We start from the raw sequence: 17,854 nt of genomic DNA, 5'->3' as shown, positions 1-17,854 counted from the left end.
CTGGAGATCGGGACGTGTCGTTCGCGCAGGCCTGCCATCACTGGCAGGCGAGGCATTCCTCGTAGTTGTTACTGCCCGCCACGGCGGCAACCAGCGGCAGCGGCGCCACTTCCACGTCGTTCGCGGCGAGGCCGAGCTTCGGCTGTTCCGCCACCTTCTCGCTGACGGTGTCAGCGCGCTGGATGGAGAGGGAGCGGCAGTAGTAGAGCGACTTCACGCCGCGCTTCCACGCCATGACGTGGATCTGGTGCAAGTCGCGCTTGTGGACGTTCGCGGGCAGGAAGACGTTCAGCGACTGGGACTGGCAGATATAGGGCGTGCGGTCCGCGGCGTGCTCGATCACCCAGCGCTGGTCGAGTTCGAAGGCCGTCTTGAAGACGGCCTTCTCCTGCTCCGTCAGGAAGTCGAGGTGCTGGACCGAGCCCTTCGTGACGGTGACGGAGGTCCAGGTGTCCTCGTCGTCGCGGCCGTGCTTCGCCAGAACCTTCTGCAGGTAGGGGTTGCGGACGATGTAGGAGCCGGAGAGCGTCTTGTGGTTGTAGACGTTCGCCGCGATCGGCTCGATCCCCGGCGAGGCGCCGCCGCAGATGATGGAAATGGAGGCGGTCGGCGCGATCGCGATCTTGTTCGAGAAGCGCTCCTGGATGCCGTATTCCGCGGCGTCAGGGCACGGGCCGCGCTCGGCCGCGAGCTCGCGGGACGCCGCGTCGGCACCCTCCCGGATGTGCTTGAATATCTTCTTGTTCCAGACCTTCGCGACGACGCTCTCGAACGGCACGTTGAGCATCTGGAGGAAGGAGTGGAAGCCCATGATGCCGAGGCCGACCGAGCGCTCGCGCATCGCGGAGTACTTCGCCTTCGCCATCGTGTCGGGCGCGGTGTCGATGAAGGACTGCAGGACGTTGTCGAGGAACCGCATGATGTCGGGGACGAAGCGCGGCTCGTCCTTCCACTGCATGTAGGTCTCGCAGTTGATCGAGGAGAGGCAGCAGACGGCGGTGCGGTCCTTGCCGTGGTGGTCGCGGCCCGTCGGGAGCGTGATCTCCGAGCAGAGGTTCGAGGTCTTCACCTCGAGGCCGGAGAGCTTGTGGTGCTCCGGCATCGCGCGGTTCACGTGGTCGGAGAAGATCAGGTAGGGCTCGCCGGTCTCGATCCGCGCGGTGAGAATGCGGATCCAGAGGTTGCGGGCCGAAACCTTGCGGATGACCGCGCCATCCTTGGGCGAGGTGAGGGCCCAGTCCTCCCCGTTCTCGACGGCGCGCATGAAGGCGTCGGAGACGAGGAGGCCGTGGTGGAGGTTCAGCGCCTTGCGGTTGGGGTCGCCGCCGGTGGGGCGGCGCAGCTCCACGAACTCCTCGACCTCCGGGTGCGAGATCGGGAGGTACACGGCGGCGGAGCCGCGGCGCAGCGAGCCCTGGGAGATGGCGAGCGTCAGGCTGTCCATGACCCGAATGAAGGGGATGACGCCGGAGGTCTTCCCATTCATCCCGACCTTCTCGCCGATCGAGCGGAGGTTGCCCCAGTAGGAACCGATGCCGCCGCCCTTGGAGGCGAGCGCCACGTTCTCGTTCCAGAGGCCGAGGATGCCGTCGAGGCTGTCGGAGGCCTCGTTCAGGAAGCAGGAGATGGGGAGGCCGCGAGTCGTGCCGGCGTTCGACAGCACGGGCGTCGCCGGCATGAACCAGAGGCGGGAGATGTAGTCATAGATCCGCTGCGCGTGTTCCCGGTCGTCGCCATAAGCCGAAGCGACGCGCGCGAAGAGGTCTTGATAGGACTCCCCCGGCAACAGGTAGCGGTCGTCCAGCGTCGCTTTGCCGAACGCGGTGAGGAGGGCATCGCGCGAGCGATCCACCACGACCTGACCCTGACCCGGCAACTGAATTGCGTCGAACATGACGTTGGAAAACCCCCGAAAATCCCCCGGACGCAGCATGCGCCTCCGGGCCTTCGACGACAACGCCCCGCTCAAGGCCAAGGACCATATGTTGCGGCGCTGTGGCAGAACGGACACCGGATATGGTGGTTGCCCCGGCGCCGACCACAAGTCCCGGCCCGTCCCCCCGGACGGTTCAGGCGACTCGCGTATTCAGCGCGAGTCGTGTCGCACGGATCGGCGTGTCATCGGGGTTAAACAAATCCGTGACGCCGCTTCCGTCCCCGATATCCCCGTCATCCACAGCCGTGGCCCCAGGCGGGGCCTCAGCCGGAAAGCAAGGTTCAGCGCATCGGTGGAGCGTACATGAGGCCGCCCTGGGACCACAGGCGGTTAACGCCGCGGGGCATGCCGGTCGGGGTGACGCTGCGCTCCCACATCTCGCCGAAATTACCGACGGCGCGGATGACGTTCACGGCCCAGGCATTGTCGAGTCCCATCTGCCGGCCGAGGTCGCCGGAGCGGCCGGTGAAGCGGGCGACGTCGGGGTTCGCCGACTCGAACGTCGCGGCGTTCGCCTGGGTGATGCCCAGTTCCTCAGCCGTGATGAGGGCGAAGTGGGTCCAGCGGACGATGTCGAACCAGCGCCAGTCGCCCTTGCGGACGAGGGGGCCGAGCGGTTCCTTGCTGATGATCTCCGGCAGCAGGATGTAGTCGGCGCCCGCGGCGCCCTGGCCCACGCGGAAGGCGGCCAGCGTCGAGGTGTCGGAGGAATAGGCGTCGCAGCGGCCCGCGGCGAAGGCGGTCCGCAGTTCCTCCAGGTTCTCGAACAGGACGGGGTTGAGCCGCATGTTGTGGCGCCGGAAGTAGTCGGCGACATTCAGCTCCGTCGTGGAGCCGGGCTGGAGGCAGACGCTCGCGCCATCGAGCTTGAGGGCGCTGTCCACCCCGAGGCGGCGGTGCACGAGGAAGCCGTTGCCGTCGTAGTAGTTCACCCCGGCGAAGGCGAGGCCGAGCTGCGCCTCCCGCGACAGGGTCCAGGTCGTCGCGCGCGACAGCATGTCCACCTCCCCCGACTGCAGGGCGGTGAAGCGGTTCTGCGCGGTGGTCGGGACGAAGCGGACGCGGGTGCCGTCCCCGAAGACGGCCGCCGCGACGGCGCGGCAGGTGTCCGCATCGAGGCCGCGCCATTCGCCCCGGGAATCGGGTGTCGCGAAGCCGACGGTGTTCGGCGTGACGCCGCAGAGGACGTGGCCACGCGCGCGGATGGCGGCGAGGGTATCGGGCGCAGGCTGGGCCGCGGCCGGGAGCGCCGCCACGATCGCCAGTGCGGCGCCGATGAACCAGTCGCGCATGCCCTTACTCCCCTGCCCTGCCCGTCCTGCAGGATAGCGGGAATCGCACGGGGCCGAAACGGCGCCGGGCCGCCCTTTTCGGAGCGGCCCGGCCTTGGATCCGGCGATGCGCGGGAAGTCAGCGCATGGGCGGGGCGTACTGGAGGCCGCCCTTGCTCCACAGCGCGTTGATGCCGCGCTGGATGCCGATCGGGGTGATGTTGCGGTCCCACATCTCGGCGAAGTTGCCGACCTGGCGGACGATCTGCACCGCGAAGTCGTTGTTGATGCCCATCTGGCGGCCGAGGTCGCCGGAGCGGCCCATGAAGCGCTGGACGTCCGGGTTATTGCTGTCCTGGAATTGGGCGAGGTTCTGCGACGTGATGCCCAGCTCCTCCGCCGTTACCTGGGCGAAGAGCGACCACCGCACGATGTCGAAGAAGCGCCAGTCGCCCTTGCGCACCACCGGGCCGAGCGGCTCCTTGCTGATGATCTCGGGCAGCAGGAGGTACTGGCTCATGTTCGGGCCCTGGGAGGCCGCGAAGGAGGCGAGCGAGGAGGCGTCGTTCGTGTAGGCGTCGCAGCGGCCGGAGATGAAGGCCTGCCGCAGCTCCTCGATGTTGTCGATGACGATCGGGGTGTAGCGCAGGCTGTTCGTGCGGAAGAAATCGGCCATGTTCAGCTCGGTCGTCGTGCCGGGCTGGACGCAGACCGTCGCGCCGTCGAGCTGGCGCGCGGAGGTGACGCCGGACGAGCGCCTCACCATGAAGCCCTGGCCGTCGTAGAAGTTGACGCCGGCGAACGCCAGGCCAAGGGACGCCTCGCGACCCAGCGTCCAGGTCGTGCTGCGCGAGAGCATGTCGATCTCGCCGGACTGCAGCATCGTGAAGCGCTGCTGGGTCGAGGCGGGGACAAAGCGCACCTTCGTCGCATCGCCGAGGATGGCGGCGGCGACCGCACGGCAGGTGTCCACGTCCAGGCCGCGCCACTCGCCCCGGGAATCGGGGTTCGAGAAGCCGACGGTGGACGGCGCGACGCCGCAGATCAGGTTGCCGCGCTGGCGGATGGTGGCGACGGTGTCGGCGGCGGGCTGTGCAAGGGCGGCGGTCGTCGTGCCGAGCCCGATGGCCGCGGCGAGAAGGCCGGCGGCTGCTGTAAGGCGCATGGTGAAGAACTCCCCCGGTAGGCACGCTCCCGCTTCGTTGCGGGTTGCGGCGACCGAGGGATTTTGCGGGCGACGCGCGCCGGCGCAAGTCCCGAGAGCACGGGATCGTGCAGCCGCCCGGGAGGCGCGTGCCGTTGGAAGGGGCAACGTGCCGCCGGGCTGGGCGGTCGGCGGGCGTCAGCGGGGGGGACGAAGCAGGTCGCGGAGGAGGGGATCGGCAGTGCGGTCCGCAGGGCGTTTTCCTTCCGCGTCGATGCGGGAGGGGTCGGCACCATGGTCCAGCAGGAGGCGGACCAAGGCGGCGTCGCCCTGCCCGGCGGCAAAGGACAGGGCGGTCCGGCCCGCCGTTGCATCGGAGAGCGCTTCGGGAGCGGACAGGCAGGCGTCGCCCTCGGGGTCCGGGGTCACGGGCGCGCGCGTCGACGCATTCACGTCGGCACCGGCCTGAAGGAGGATGGCGGCGGCTTCGATGGCATCGGTCCCCGCCGCGACGACGAGGGCGGGGCGGCCGGAGCCGCCGATCGCGTCGGGGTCGGCGCCGGCCCGGATCAGTTCACGCAGGGCGTCCGGCGATGCGACGGCGAGCGCGGTCAGCGGATCCTCCCACTCGAACTCCGGCGCGCGCCGTGCGGCGTCCGGATCCGCCTCGAGAGCGGCGCGGAGCGCAGCGAGGTCTCCGGATAAGGCGGCGGCCCGGATCGCGCGACGCGGGATGTAATCGGGGGCGAGAAGGGCTGCTCCGGGGCTGTCGGCCTCGATGACGAGGTTGTCGGCCGTGCTGCGGTCCAGATAAAGCGCGGCGAGCTCCGCGGCTTCCACCTCCGACCGGCCGAAGCGGGTCCGGTAGTAGGCGGCGACCTCGCGCATCGCGGCAGCCCGGGCGCCCCGGTGCGCGGCGTATTGCCGGTGGGCGGCGAGAGTCGAGAGGGCGCGGGCCCGAAGGTACGGGTCGAGCGCAGCCGTGCCGACCTCATCGGGACCAGCCGGGATGGGCCGAATGGTCCAAGGGCGGAGCGCCGCGCGTTCGGCCAGCGTGTAGCGATCGGCGTCCCGGCTGCCGCAGGTCCAGTCCGGTAGGAGCGGCAGCGCGGCCAGGCTGGCCGCGGTGACGTCGTGACGTTCGTAGAGAGCACCGCCGCCCGTCGTCAGTTCGGGGGAGCCGGTCACGAAGAGACAGATTTCGCGCGGGCGGGATGCCGGACCGGTCAGCGCGTAGACGCCGAGGTCGCCCTGCTGGCCCGCGGGACCGACGGCCTCGGACAGCACGAGGATCCGGGTCCCGTCACGGAGAAAGCGGGGCGCGTCCATCGTCGTCCGCTGCGGGTCGAGGAGCGCGGCGGGGAGCGTTTCGCGCGGGCCCGGGGTCAGGCGTTCGCGGAATGCCTCGTCGATCAGGGGGAGGCCCGCCGCTGCGAAGTCGGGCGGCGGGGCGCCGCGGGCCAAGCGGTCCAGCAGGTTGGCGGGATGCAGTCGAAACTGGACCGTACCGAGGCGGTGCGCTGAGGGCTCACCCTCGATCCGCAGCAGGGTCGCGGGCCGGCCGTTGCCGTAGAGGTCGACGGACGCGCCGAGGACCGTGTCGTCGTCCAGGCGGGGGAGCGGGGAAAAGGCGAACTCCCGTTCGCCAAGCGGGTTCACCGTGACGAAGGGGCTGCGGAAGGAGGCCTCGAGGTCGCGTGCCAAGCCTTCGCAGAGCGGGCCGGTGCCGCGGACGAGACGCGGGACGAAGGGGACCACCGGCCATTGGGCGCGATGCCGATCCAGGGCGAGACGGGCGATGCGGTGTTCGGTCTGCGACTGAAGGCAGGCGGCGGCGACGTTGCGCGCGGCGTCCGTGGGGGACGCCACCATGGGGCAGTTCGCGGCACGCCCGGTGAGCCAGCGGCGCTGCTCGGCGGTGCGGGCTTCCCGGTCGCCGGGGGAGCGGGCGGCGGCGAGGTGGTCGCGGTAGGCCTGGGCGAGCGCGACGTCGAGCTCGGCCAGGCGGGTCGTGGCGCAGGTCAGGCGCTCGACCGGCGTCGCGGCGACGCGGCAGTCGAAGCTGGGCGTCTGCGAGACGGCCGGGGCGGCAGCCAGCAGCGGGGCGAGGAGCGCGAGGGTGCGGCGCAAGAGATGATCTCCGTCGCGCCGCACCGTGACACGCTGGGCGGGGCCTGTCCCCCGCCGTTTCGTCGCGTGGGTCTCGGCCGCGTCAGCCGCGGGGCGGGATGTCCAGGCCGCGCTGTACGGCGGGGCGCGCGAGGCCGCGTTCCAGCCAGGCGGGGACGTGCTTCAGGCTGCTGTAGTCCACGAGGTCTCCGGCGCCGTAGAATCCGACGAGGTTGCGGACCCACCCCAGCATCGAGATGTCCGCGATGGTGTAGTCGTCGCCCATGATCCACGTGCGGCCGTCCAGGCGCTGTTCCAGGACCCCGAGGAGGCGCTTGGATTCGTCGCGGTAGCGGTGGAGCGGACGCTTGTCCTCGATCTCGCGGCCCGCGAACTTATGGAAGAAGCCGAGCTGGCCGAAGATCGGGCCGAGCCCGCCCATCTGGAAAAAGACCCATTGGATCGTCTCCATGCGGCGGGCCGGGTCACGCGGGATCAGCTGGCCCGTCTTCTCCGCGAGGTACAGGAGGATGGCGCCGGATTCGAAGAGGGCGAACGGTTGCCCGCCCGGGCCGTCAGGGTCGAGGATCGCGGGAATCTTGCCGTTGGGGTTGAGCGAAAGGAACTCCGGCGTCCAGGTCTCGTTCGCGCCGATCTTCACGGTATGCGCCTCGTAGGGGAGGCCGGTCTCCTCCAGCGCGATGGACACCTTCACGCCGTTGGGGGTGGGGAAGGAGTAGATCTGGAGGCGATCCGGGTGCTCCGCCGGCCAGCGCTGCGTAATGGGGAAGGCGGAGAGATCGGGCATCGGGTGAACTCCGGCACGGGTTGGCGTGCCGGAGGGTGGGGGTGCCGCGCCGTCCGCGCAACGCGGCACCGCCCCGCGCGACGGCGTCAGCAGCCGATGTACTGCATCGATCCCGTGAAGCCGAAGGCGCCGGCCCCTAAGCCACCCTGGATCTGCGGGATGTCGAGGATGGCGGACCCGACCTGAGGAAGCGATCTCGGCCAGGCGATGTTGGAACTGAAGAGCGGGACGTTGGGGCTGAAGAGGTGCGGCTCGAAGGCGGAGACGAGGACGAACTGGCCGCCGACGATGGCCGCGGACGCTCCGACCTGGCCGATCGTGAAACTGCAGTGGTTCAGGTTGTAGGGGGAGAAGGTCCCGTCGAGCTTCGACCAGCCGATGTCATTGGTATTCGCGACGGCCCGCGGGTTGATGAGCTGCCGGACGAGGGAGCGCCAAGGGATGGATATGGCGGAGCCGATGCTGCCACCGGCGCCGACGCCGGCGGCCACCGCCACGTAGATCGGCTTGACCGGGATGTTCGGACTCCGGAACTGGAGGAAGAAGGCGCCTCCCCCAAGCCCCGCGGCACCGCCGACCTGGGCGACGACGCAGATGTCCCATCCGTCGATCCTCTGTTCCCACCAGCCCATCACCGAATCCTCTCGTTGCGACCGCAGCGGAGCACGGTGGGTGCTTCGCGCGCACGCGCGGCCATGTCGCGTCGGTCGCGGGCTTCACGTCCGCGTCGCGTTCGCGATGCCGACGCGTCATCCGGCGTAGCCGTCGAGGGCCTTCCAGCCGAAGCGCAACAGGGGCATCGCGGCCGCGGCGAAGTCTGTCATGGCGGTGACAAGGCCGGGACGGGACAGTTCGTCACGCGTCAGCGGGCGCCGGACGATGAAGGATTTGCGGCGCAGCGCGTCGAGCAGATCGGGCGCTTCCACCGTTTCGAAGCCGCGCGGCGTGCGCTTGGCCGCGTCTTCGTCGGGGGAGAGGGCTAGGCCGGACTTCGACAGGGCCGTCAGCATGCGTCGGAACGCGGCAGGCTCACCGGCGACCGCCTGCCGGATGGCGTCGAGCTCCGGCGGGGCGGGCTGATAGAAGCCGGCGGCCGCGAAGGGCGCGGCGGGATCGACGTGCAAGTAGAGCAGGCCGTCCGCCATCTTCGAGCCATCGCGGGTGAGCGTCGCACCGATATGCGTCTTGTAGGGCGACTTGTCGCGGGAAAATCGGACGTCGCGGTGGATGCGGAAGACGGAGCGCTTCGGGTCGGCGCGGAGCGGTATCTTTCGCGCCGCCAGATCGTCCGACAGAGCGGCGAGGAGGGCCGCCATCGGGTCACGGAGCGCGGCCTCGTAGCGATGCCGGTTGTCGTTGAACCAGGTGCGGTCCTGGCGTTCCGCGAGCTCCGTCAGGAAAGCGAAGCCGTCCGGCGCGAAGCCCTCGAAAGGCTTCGGCATCATCTCGTCAGGCAGGAGATTCTGCATCGCCCTCACGTCCCGGTCGGCGCTTCAGCTTGGGGTCGCATGGGCGGATTGTCAGGGCGCGGCGCCGGCCCGTGCTTCGGCGCCCGGCATAAGCGCCGCGGGGCGGCCCGGGCTACTTGCCGTAGCCGTAGACCGGCGTGCCGACGGCGGGCGGGGCGTAGTAGGCCGGCGCCGGGGCGTAGGCAGGCGCGTAGGCCGGGGCGACGGGGTAGGCCGGCGGCGGGGTGGCCGGACGCTCGGTCGAGGCACCGATCAGGCCGCCGACGATGCCACCGACGGCGGCCCCGCCGATCGTGCCGGCCGTGCGGTTGCCACGGCCCGCGACGGCGTTGCCGAGGACGCCGCCGGCCACGGCGCCGGTCGCGGCGCCGACGGCGGTGTTGGTGCCTGGGGCGGGGCCGCCGTAGGGGCTCTGCGCACAGCCGACAGCAAGGAGGGCGGCGGCGGCGAGCGGGATCAGGGAGCGGGTCACGTCAGTCATCCTTCTCGGGTCCGGCGCGCCGGTTCCGCGCGCGTTTTCGTGAGTATCGGGCGGTCCCGTCGCGGGGGAAGCCGGGCCGGGCATCAGCCGGGGGCGCGTTGCAGGTCGGCCACCCATTCCCGCTCGACCTCCAGCTGGCGCAGGACGAGGCGGACGATGGCCGCACCGCGCGTCGCGCGCTCGCCGGGCAGGGTGAGGATGAAGGCGAGGCTGTCCCGTTCCTTCGCGATCTCGCGGTCCAGGAAGGCACGACGTTCGGCGAGGACCTGACGCACCGCGTCGGGTGCTGCATGCATGGACAGGCCCAGCCAAGTGGTGAAGGGCTGCGCGACGCGGGCGCGGGCCCAGGCCGGGTCGGCGAGGGCGGTGGCGAGGACGGCGAGGCCCGCCGGGGTCGGCGCGAAGACCGTGCGCTCGCGCGAGGCGCCGGGCTCCGTCCGGCCGGCGATCAGGCCGGCTTCGGCGAGTTTCGTCAGGGCGTAGTAGAGCTGCGCTTTGGAGACGCTGGCCCAGTCCTCGACCTCCTGCCGCCCGTACTCGGCGAGGAGGTCGTAGCCGTGCATGGGGCGCTCGGCGAGGAGGCTGAGGACGACGAGGTCGGCAGTCGTGAGGGCGGCCGCGTCACCCGGGCGACGCCCGCGCGTCTTTCCGCTGCGTGGCACCCTTGCCGGGTATTCCGGATCGGACTATCCCGCCAGTAGTCTGAATAGGACTAGTCCGGTTCGGGCACCGAGGAATGCGGAATGGGCGAGGCGGTCGAGTCCAGCGTGCGACCCGCGGCCAGGACGGCCCGGTACGGCGTGGATGCGCCGGCGGTGATGCTCGGCCTGGCCGGCGGTGGCGCGGTCGGGGTTGCCGCGGGGGTGGCGGCGCTGGCCGGGGGCAGCGGAGGTTTCGCGGCGGCAGGCGCGGTGGTCGGGTCGGCAGCGCTGGTGCCCCTTGGCCTCGGGCTGGGGATGGCGGCCTACGCCGTGGCGGGGAAGCGGCGGCTGCGCGACGCGCTGCTCGCGCGCGTGCCGTGGCGCGGCGACGAGGTGGTGTTGGACGTCGGGGCGGGGCGCGGGCTCATGGCCGTCGGCGCGGCGAAGCGCGTGCCGCGGGGGCGGGTGATCGCGCTGGACGCCTGGCGGGCGGAGGATCTCTCGGGCAACGGCCCGGATGGGCTGCAGGGCAACGCGGAGATCGAGGGCGTGTCCGACCGGATCAGCGTGGTCACGGGGGATGCGCGGGAGATGGACTTGCCGGATGCGGGCGTGGACGTCGTGTTGTCCGTGCTCTGCCTGCACAACATCGAGCCGGCGGAGGATCGGAGCAGGGCGTGCCGCGAAATCGCGCGCGTGCTGCGGCCGGGCGGGCGCGCGGTGATCGCGGACTACCGCGGGACGAGCGGATACGCCCGCGACTTCGCGGCGGCAGGGCTGGTGGTCCGGCGCCATGAGACGGCTTACGGCACGGCGCTTAGCCTGATGTCCGTCGTAGAGGCGGAGAAGCCGGCGTGATCCCGACGGAGCGCTTCGAGCAGGTCGAGGTCGCGAGCCTGGAGGAGTTGCGGGCCTGGCTCGCGGCGCATCACGGGCAGGAGGAGAGCGTCTGGCTCGTTCGCTACCGGAAGACGGTGCCGGCCAAGTTCGTGGACCGGCTGGCGGTGCTGGACGAGTTGCTGTGCTTCGGCTGGGTGGATGGGCTGGCACGCAAGCTGGACGAGCGCCGAACGATGCAACTCATCAGCCCGCGCCGGCAGCAGGCCTGGGCACAGACCTACAAGGACCGCGCGGCGCGGCTTGAGGCGGAGGGGCGCATGCAGGCGCCGGGGCGGGCGGCCATCGAGCGGTCCAAGCGCCTCGGGTTATGGGATGCCTACGCCGAGGTCGATCTGCTCTCGGTGCCGGACGACCTCCGCGCGGTGCTTCGCGCGGTGCCGCAGGCGGAGGTGTGGTTCGACGCGGCGGCGCCGTCCTACCGGCGCAACGTGCTGCGCTGGATCGCGGCGGCGAAGCGGGCGGAGACGCGGGCGGCGCGGGTCGCGCGGACGGTGGAGCTGTCGGCCGAGGGAAGGAAGGTGCCGCAGATGTAGCGGCGCCCTACTCCCACTCGATCGTGCCGGGCGGCTTGCTCGTCACGTCGTAGGTCACGCGGTTGATCCCCCGAACTTCGTTGACGATGCGGTTCGCGACGCGGGCCAGGAAGGACATCTCGAACGGATAGACGTCGGCCGTCATGCCGTCGGTGGATGTCACGGCGCGCAACGCGCAGGCCTGATCGTAGGTGCGGCCGTCGCCCATCACGCCGACGGTGCGGACAGGAAGCAGCACCGCGAAGGCCTGCCAGATCGCGTCGTAGAGGCCCGCGTTCCGGATCTCCTCCAGGAAAACGGCGTCGGCCTTCTGGAGGATGGCGACCTTCTCCCGCGTGACCTCGCCGGGGATGCGGATGGCGAGGCCGGGGCCCGGGAAGGGGTGGCGTCCCACGATGGCGTCGGGCAGGCCGAGTTCGCGGCCCAGCACGCGCACCTCGTCCTTGAAGAGCTCGCGCAAGGGTTCCACCAGTTGCATCCGCATGCCCTCGGGCAAGCCGCCGACGTTGTGGTGAGACTTGATCGTGACGCTCGGGCCGCCGGTGGCAGAGACGCTCTCGATGACGTCGGGGTAGAGGGTGCCCTGCGCCAGGAAGTCGGCGCCTCCGATCTTGGCCTGCTCCTCCTCGAACACCTCGATGAAGAGGCGGCCGATGGTCTTGCGCTTGACCTCCGGGTCGGTGACGCCAGCGAGGGCGCCGAGGAAGAGGTCGCTCGCGTCGCGGTGGATCAGCTTGATGTTGAAGCGGTCGCGGAAGGTGGTGACGACCTGCTCCGCCTCGCCGCCGCGCAGCAGGCCGTGGTCCACGAAGATGCAGGTGAGCTGGTCGCCAATGGCCTCGTGCAGCAGGACCGCGGCGACGGAGGAGTCCACGCCGCCGGAGAGGCCGCAGACCACCCTCCCCTGCCCCACCTTCGCGCGGATGCGGGCGATCTCCTCGGCCCGGAAGGTGCCCATGGTCCAGTCGCCGCGTGCGCCGCAGACCAGGCGGGTGAAGTTGCGCAGCAGTTGCGCGCCGTGCGGGGTGTGCACCACCTCCGGATGGAACATCGTGCCGTAGTAGCGGCGGTCGTCGTTGGCGATCACGGCAAACGGGGCGCCTTCCGAAGACGCGACGACGCGGAACCCCGGCGGCAGGCGCGTGATGCGGTCGCCGTGGGACATCCAGACCTGTTCGCGCGCGCCGGGGGCCCAGACGCCCTGGGTGATGGCGCATTCGCCGGTCACGTCCACGAAGGCGCGGCCGAACTCCCGGTGGTCACCCGTCTCGACGGTGCCGCCGAGTTGGGCTGCGAGGGTCTGCTGGCCGTAGCAGATGCCCATGATCGGGAGGCCCATGCCGAAGACCTCGGCCGGGGCGCGCGGCGTGGCGTCTTCCGTCACGGAGGCGGGGCCGCCGGAGAAGATGATGCCAACGGGGTCGAAGGCGCGGATCCGGTCAGCCGTGGCGGTGTAGGGCCAGATCTCGCAATACACGCCGTCCTCGCGCAGTCGGCGGGCGATCAACTGCGTCACCTGGCTGCCGAAATCCAGGATGAGGATACGCTGGTGGTTCGGTTCGGGAGTCGTGTCGGCCATGGCGGCCCTCACCACAGAACCGCCGGTGGTTCAACCCTGGCAGGTCAGGTGGCACGGGGCTGGGCAGTGGCCTCGAGGAGGAGGGCCACCGGGTCCCAGATGACGGCCGATTGCTCGACGGCCTGGCCGGCCACGCGGATGGTCTCGCGCGCTACCAGCCGGCCGCCGAGGCGGCGGTAGAACCATCCCGCATTGTTGGCGGAGAGGACCCAGAGGAAGACGGAGTGGAAGCCGACCGCGCCAAGATGCGCCGCGGCCGCGCGCATCAGGCGGCGGCCGATCCCCTGGTCCCGCCAATCGGGGAGGAGGTAGAGCGTCTCGATCTCCCCCTCGCCCATGCCGGGGCGGCGCGCGCGTCCCGTGGTGCCGAAGCCCACGACCTCCCCGCCGGCGGGAAGGCAGGCGACGAAGGACGCGTCGCCGCGGGCGCGCTCGATCATGCTGCGGCGATAGGCCGCCGCGATGCGGGCGGCGCTGAGGGTCGTGAGGTAGGCGTCGGGCAGGATGCCGGCATAAGTGTCGCGCCAGGAGGCGACGTGGACCGCGCCCATCGCGGCGGCGTCGTCCGGTCGTGCGCGCCGGATCTGGATCATGCTGCGTCGCCTTGCGACCTGCGGAGCACGGCGGCGAAGAAGCCGTCGGTGCCGTGGCGGTGGGGCGAGAGGGCCATGAACGGGCCTTCGGTGCACATGTCCGGCGGGGGTGAGCCCGGGCCGCCCGCTTCCTCCCAGGCCTGCGCAAGCGGCACGGGGGCGAAGTCAGGATGGCGTGCGAGGAAGGCGTTCACCTGCGCCTCGTTCTCCTCAGGGAGCACCGAGCAGGTAGCGTAGAGGAGTTTCCCCCTGGGGCGCACGAGAATCGCGGCCCTGTCCAAGATTTCACGCTGCTTCGTGATGAGTTCCGCGAGGTCGGTCGCGGTGGTGCGGAGTCGCGCATCGGGGTTGCGGCGCCACGTCCCGGTCCCTGTGCAGGGCGCGTCCACGAGGACCCGGTCGAAGGTCGCCTCCCGGCGCTTCACCCAGCGGTCGCCGGCGGTGAGCAGGTGCGTCTCCGCATTGTCCACGCCGGCGCGACGCAGTCGCTTGATCGCGCCTTCGATGCGCGGGGCCGACACGTCGAGGGCGGCGATGCGGCCGCGGTTGGCCATGGTGGCGGCCATCGCGAGGGTCTTGCCGGCGGCGCCGGCGCAGTAGTCGGCGACGCGGTCGCCGGGGCGCGCGTCGGCGAGGAGCGCGATGAGCTGGCTGCCCTCGTCCTGGATTTCGACCAGGCCTTCGCGGAAGGCGTGGGTGGCGAGGACGGGGCGGCGGTCGGGGATGCGCAGGCCCCACGGAGAATAGGGCGTGGGCTCGGCGAGCAGGCCTTCGCCGGCGAGCGAGGCGCCGGCGGCCTGGCGGGTTGCGCGGAGGAGGTTGACGCGGAGGTCCAGGGGGCGGCCCCCTCGAAGCCGGCGGCAGCGGCCGGGAGATCGTCGCCGAAGCGGGCGCGGAGGCCGGGAAGGACCCAGGGCGGGAGGTTGAGGAGCGTGGCCTCGTCCATCTCGGGGTCGCGGAGGGGGCGGCCTTCGAGGATGGTGAGGATACGGCGTTCGTCGGGGGTGAGGCGCGACTCGGCGTAGCGCTCGCCGGACAAGAGGGCGTCGAGGCCCGGGAGGGGCCCGCCCTCCGCGAGGAGGAGGTGGGCGGCGGCAAGGAGGCGGGGCGTGGGCTTGGCGCCGGCGCGGCCGAGGTGCCAGTCGAGGCGGAGGCGGTCCCGGATGACGGCCCAGGCGCGTTCGGAGACGGCCCGGCGGTCACCGGAGCCGACGTAGCGGCGGGCACGGAAGAAGTCGTTCGCGATGCCGTCGGCGGGGCGGCGGGGTGCTGCCTCGAACTCGGCGAGGAGGGCGATCGCGGCGGAGAGGCGGCCCTGCGGCGTCATGAGGCAGGCGTCATCCCAGGATTGCGTCCGGCAGTGCGGCGAGGTCGGGCAGGATCGTTGCCATCTCGTCCAGCCAGTAGGTCACGGGCTGGCGGGCGCGGTTGATCCAGAAGACACGGAAGCCGAACCGCGCGGCGCCGTGGGCGTCCCAGTCGTTCGAGGAGGCGAAGGCGACCTCGTCCGGCTGGCAGGCGAAGCGTTCGGTGACGAGAGCATAGACCGCGGGGTGCGGCTTGTAGCGGCGCAGCGGGTGGACGGAGAGGATGCCGCCCAGCAGCGGGGCGATGCCGGCCGCTCGCGTCGCCGCGGCCAGGGCGTCCGGTTGTCCATTCGAGAGGATGGCCGTCGCGAGGCCGGCATCGCGCAGGCGCGCCAGGGCTGCCGCGGCGTCGGGCAGGGCGTCCAGGGAACGATAGGCGCGCAGCAGGTCGGCGCGGAGCGTGTCGTCTGCGATGCCGTGGGTCGCGAGGGCGAAGCCGAGGGCGCGGTCGGTGATCGCATCGAAGCCTTCGTAGGCGCCGGTTGCGGAAAGGACCCAGGTCGCTTCCAGTTGCTTCGCGCGCCAGAGGGCGGACACGGCGGCCGCCTTGTCACCGACGCGCGCGGCGTGGCGGGCGACGGCGGAATGGATGTCGAGGAGTGTGCCGTAGGCGTCGAAGACCGCGGCGCGGGGTCGGGTGGCGCGGCTCACGCTCGGGGTGATCGTCCGTTCATCCCGGGGATGTTGGGACGGTGCGGGGCCGGCGTCACCCCTCCTGACGGTAGTTCGGCGCTTCGCGCGTGATGGCGACGTCGTGGACGTGACTCTCGCGCAGGCCAGCGCCGGTGATGCGGCGGAAGCGGCAGTTCGCCTGCATGTCGGCGATCGTGCCGTTGCCGGTATAGCCCATGGCGCTGCGGAGACCGCCGACGAGCTGGTGGATGACGCTGGCGACGGGGCCCTTGTAGCCGATGCGGCCCTCCACGCCCTCGGGCACGAACTTCATCGTGTCCTGGACTTCGGCCTGGAAGTACCGGTCGGCCGATCCCCGCGCCATGGCGCCGAGGGAGCCCATGCCGCGATAGGATTTGTAGGAGCGGCCCTGGTACAGGAAGACCTCGCCCGGCGCCTCGTCCGTGCCGGCGAAGAGGCTGCCCATCATCACGCAGTCCGCGCCGGCGGCGACCGCCTTGGCGATGTCGCCGGAGGTACGGATTCCGCCGTCGGCGATGGCGGGCACGCCGGCTTCGCGCGCGGCGGCGGCGCATTCCATCACGGCGGTGAGCTGCGGCACTCCGACGCCGGCGACGATGCGTGTCGTGCAGATGGAGCCGGGGCCGATGCCGATCTTCACCGAATCGGCGCCGGCCTCGATCAGGGCCTCGACCGCCTCGGGCGTCGCGATGTTGCCGGCGATGATCTGGACGGAGTTGGAGAGGCGCTTCACCCGCTCGACGGCAGCGAGGACGCCGGCGGAGTGGCCGTGGGCCGTGTCCACGACGATGATGTCCACCTCCGCCGCGACGAGGGCTTCGGCGCGGCGGATGCCGTCCTCCCCGGTGCCGACGGCGGCGGCGACGCGGAGGCGCCCCAGCGCGTCCTTCACCGCGTTCGGGTTGGCCTGCGCCTTGTCCATGTCCTTCACGGTGATGAGGCCGACGCAGCGCCCCCGCTCATCCGTGACGAGGAGCTTCTCGATCCGGTGCTTGTGGAGGAGCGAGCGGGCGCGTTCGGGCGTCACGTCGGTCGGGACGGTGACAAGGTTCTCGCGCGTCATGAGTTCGTAGACGCGCTGGCTCGGGTCGGTCGCGAAGCGGACGTCGCGGGAGGTGACGATGCCGACGAGGCGGCCGGTTTCCGGCTCCACGACGGGGATGCCGCTGATGCGGTGCTGGTCCTGGAGGGCGCGGACGTCGGCCAGCGTCTGCTCGGGGAAGATCGTGACGGGGTTCACGACCATCCCGCTCTCGAACTTCTTGACGCGACGGACCTGGGCGGCCTGTTCCTCGATCGTCAGGTTCTTGTGGACGACACCGATGCCGCCGGCCTGTGCCATCGCGATGGCCATGGGCGCTTCCGTCACGGTGTCCATGGCGGCGGAGATCAGGGGGATGTTGAGGGCGATTTCCCGCGTGACCTTGGTGCGGGTGTCGGTCTGTGCCGGCAGGACCTTCGAGTAGCCGGGCACCAGCAGCACGTCGTCGAAGGCATAGGCCTCCTCGAAGCGGGACGTGACGCGCGGGGGGGAGATGTCGGGTGCCATGGCGGAGGGGGCCTTCGGAAGGGGCGGCCCAACGGGGACACCAGCCTTGGCGGTTCCCCCTACGCCCCTCCCCCGCCCTGCGGCAAGCCTCCCCGCATGACGTTTCAGCGGGGCTGAGCGACGCCGGCCTCCGCGGCGCGGACGCCTTCGCCGCGAAAGCCCTGGGCGACGACGTAGGATTCCGCGCTGTCCTTGCGGCTGGCAGGGGGCTTGGCGTGGCGCACCGTCGCGAAGTCGCGCTTCAGGCGGGCCAGCAGGTCGCGTTCCGTCCCGCCCTGGAAAACCTTCGCGACGAAGGCGCCGCCCGGCGAAAGAACCTTCGCCGCGAAGTCCGCCGCGAGTTCGACCAGGGCGATGATCCGCAGGTGGTCGGTGGCGACGTGGCCCGTCGTGTTCGGGGCCATGTCGGAGAGCACGAGGTCGGCGGGCCCGGCGAGGGCGTCCAGCACCGCGCATTCGGCCGATTTGTCGTTGAAGTCGCCAAGCAGGACGGCAGCGCCGGCGACGGGGTCCATCGGCAGCAGGTCAAGGGCGACGACCACCCCGCGGTCGCCGGCGCGGGACACCGCCACCTGCGTCCAGCCGCCGGGCGCCGCGCCGAGGTCCACGATCCGCTGGGCCGGGCGGAACAGGGAAAAACGTTCGTCCAGTTCGATGATCTTGAAGGCGGCGCGGGAGCGGAGGCCGGCTTCCTTCGCGCGACGGACGTAGGGGTCGTTCAGTTGGCGCTGGAGCCATTTCTGGGAGGCGGTGGTGCGTCCCTTCGCGGTGCGCAGGCGCTGCGTCAGGCCGCGGCCGCCCTTCCCTTCTTCCGGCACGG

Annotated in this window: 16 protein-coding genes and 1 pseudogene; 2 read left to right on the top strand and 15 right to left on the bottom strand. The window is 71.1% G+C overall.

The window, feature by feature from the left end; genetic code table 11:
- Positions 1-37: 37 nt before the first annotated feature.
- From ACE7GA_RS20640 to ACE7GA_RS20600, 9 genes are all read right to left on the bottom strand, one after another.
- The gene (locus tag ACE7GA_RS20640) at positions 38-1,894 is read right to left on the bottom strand and encodes a ribonucleoside-diphosphate reductase subunit alpha (protein ID WP_376100419.1); all 1,857 of its coding nucleotides are present in this window, start codon (positions 1,892-1,894) and stop codon (positions 38-40) included.
- A 323-nt stretch (positions 1,895-2,217) separates the two neighbouring features.
- Complete coding sequence (locus ACE7GA_RS20635) at positions 2,218-3,228, bottom strand: amino acid ABC transporter substrate-binding protein (RefSeq protein WP_376090857.1); 1,011 nt, start codon at positions 3,226-3,228, stop codon at positions 2,218-2,220.
- 118 nt (positions 3,229-3,346) lie between these two features.
- On the bottom strand, positions 3,347-4,372 hold the full coding sequence (locus tag ACE7GA_RS20630) for an amino acid ABC transporter substrate-binding protein (RefSeq protein WP_376090854.1): 1,026 nt from the start codon (positions 4,370-4,372) through the stop codon (positions 3,347-3,349).
- A gap of 177 nt (positions 4,373-4,549) precedes the next feature.
- A complete protein-coding gene (locus tag ACE7GA_RS20625; protein WP_376090851.1) occupies positions 4,550-6,481 on the bottom strand; it encodes a lysozyme inhibitor LprI family protein in 1,932 nt (643 codons plus the stop codon).
- An 82-nt stretch (positions 6,482-6,563) separates the two neighbouring features.
- Entirely contained in the window at positions 6,564-7,268 is a 705-nt protein-coding gene (locus ACE7GA_RS20620; RefSeq protein ID WP_376090848.1) for a glutathione S-transferase N-terminal domain-containing protein, read from the bottom strand.
- Between the two features lie 86 nt (positions 7,269-7,354).
- Positions 7,355-7,900, bottom strand: a complete 546-nt coding sequence (locus ACE7GA_RS20615; protein ID WP_376090845.1) for a hypothetical protein — start codon at positions 7,898-7,900, stop codon at positions 7,355-7,357.
- Between the two features lie 117 nt (positions 7,901-8,017).
- Complete coding sequence (locus tag ACE7GA_RS20610; RefSeq protein WP_376090842.1) at positions 8,018-8,737, bottom strand: DUF2461 domain-containing protein; 720 nt, start codon at positions 8,735-8,737, stop codon at positions 8,018-8,020.
- 112 nt (positions 8,738-8,849) lie between these two features.
- Positions 8,850-9,209 (bottom strand): glycine zipper 2TM domain-containing protein, encoded by a 360-nt coding sequence (locus ACE7GA_RS20605; protein ID WP_376090840.1) that lies wholly within the window; start codon positions 9,207-9,209, stop codon positions 8,850-8,852.
- 92 nt (positions 9,210-9,301) lie between these two features.
- Positions 9,302-9,880 carry a PadR family transcriptional regulator gene (locus ACE7GA_RS20600; RefSeq protein ID WP_376090837.1) on the bottom strand — a complete coding sequence of 193 codons (579 nt, stop codon included), beginning with the start codon at positions 9,878-9,880 and terminating at the stop codon, positions 9,302-9,304.
- 81 nt (positions 9,881-9,961) lie between these two features.
- Between ACE7GA_RS20600 and ACE7GA_RS20595 the strand changes: the two genes are divergently transcribed.
- Both ACE7GA_RS20595 and ACE7GA_RS20590 read left to right on the top strand, forming a co-directional pair.
- Complete coding sequence (locus ACE7GA_RS20595; protein ID WP_376090834.1) at positions 9,962-10,717, top strand: class I SAM-dependent methyltransferase; 756 nt, start codon at positions 9,962-9,964, stop codon at positions 10,715-10,717.
- Positions 10,714-11,292 (top strand): YdeI family protein, encoded by a 579-nt coding sequence (locus ACE7GA_RS20590; RefSeq protein WP_376090831.1) that lies wholly within the window; start codon positions 10,714-10,716, stop codon positions 11,290-11,292. The genes ACE7GA_RS20595 and ACE7GA_RS20590 overlap by 4 nt, the downstream gene beginning before the upstream one ends.
- A gap of 7 nt (positions 11,293-11,299) precedes the next feature.
- Here the strand turns inward: ACE7GA_RS20590 and guaA are convergent, their stop codons facing one another.
- The 6 genes and pseudogenes from guaA to ACE7GA_RS20560 all read right to left on the bottom strand — a co-directional run bounded on the left by guaA (position 11,300) and on the right by ACE7GA_RS20560 (position 17,852).
- Complete coding sequence (guaA, locus tag ACE7GA_RS20585) at positions 11,300-12,871, bottom strand: glutamine-hydrolyzing GMP synthase (RefSeq protein WP_376090828.1); 1,572 nt, start codon at positions 12,869-12,871, stop codon at positions 11,300-11,302.
- Between the two features lie 44 nt (positions 12,872-12,915).
- Complete coding sequence (locus ACE7GA_RS20580; protein WP_376090825.1) at positions 12,916-13,464, bottom strand: GNAT family N-acetyltransferase; 549 nt, start codon at positions 13,462-13,464, stop codon at positions 12,916-12,918.
- Positions 13,461-14,791 (bottom strand): annotated as a pseudogene (locus ACE7GA_RS20575) (RsmB/NOP family class I SAM-dependent RNA methyltransferase). The gene ACE7GA_RS20580 and the pseudogene ACE7GA_RS20575 overlap by 4 nt, the downstream one beginning before the upstream one ends.
- A gap of 10 nt (positions 14,792-14,801) precedes the next feature.
- Positions 14,802-15,482: a haloacid dehalogenase type II gene (locus ACE7GA_RS20570; RefSeq protein WP_376090821.1), complete on the bottom strand. Its 681-nt coding sequence runs from the start codon at positions 15,480-15,482 to the stop codon at positions 14,802-14,804.
- A 55-nt stretch (positions 15,483-15,537) separates the two neighbouring features.
- A complete protein-coding gene (gene guaB / locus ACE7GA_RS20565; protein WP_376090818.1) occupies positions 15,538-17,034 on the bottom strand; it encodes an IMP dehydrogenase in 1,497 nt (498 codons plus the stop codon).
- Between the two features lie 104 nt (positions 17,035-17,138).
- Positions 17,139-17,852, bottom strand: coding sequence for an RlmE family RNA methyltransferase (locus tag ACE7GA_RS20560; RefSeq protein WP_376090816.1), 714 nt, complete (start codon positions 17,850-17,852; stop codon positions 17,139-17,141).
- Positions 17,853-17,854: the final 2 nt, after the last annotated feature.

The organism is Roseomonas sp. CCTCC AB2023176, assembly GCF_042259275.1.
Taxonomy (GTDB): Bacteria; Pseudomonadota; Alphaproteobacteria; order Acetobacterales; family Acetobacteraceae; genus Roseomonas.
This window is presented reverse-complemented; position numbering and strand designations above follow the sequence as displayed.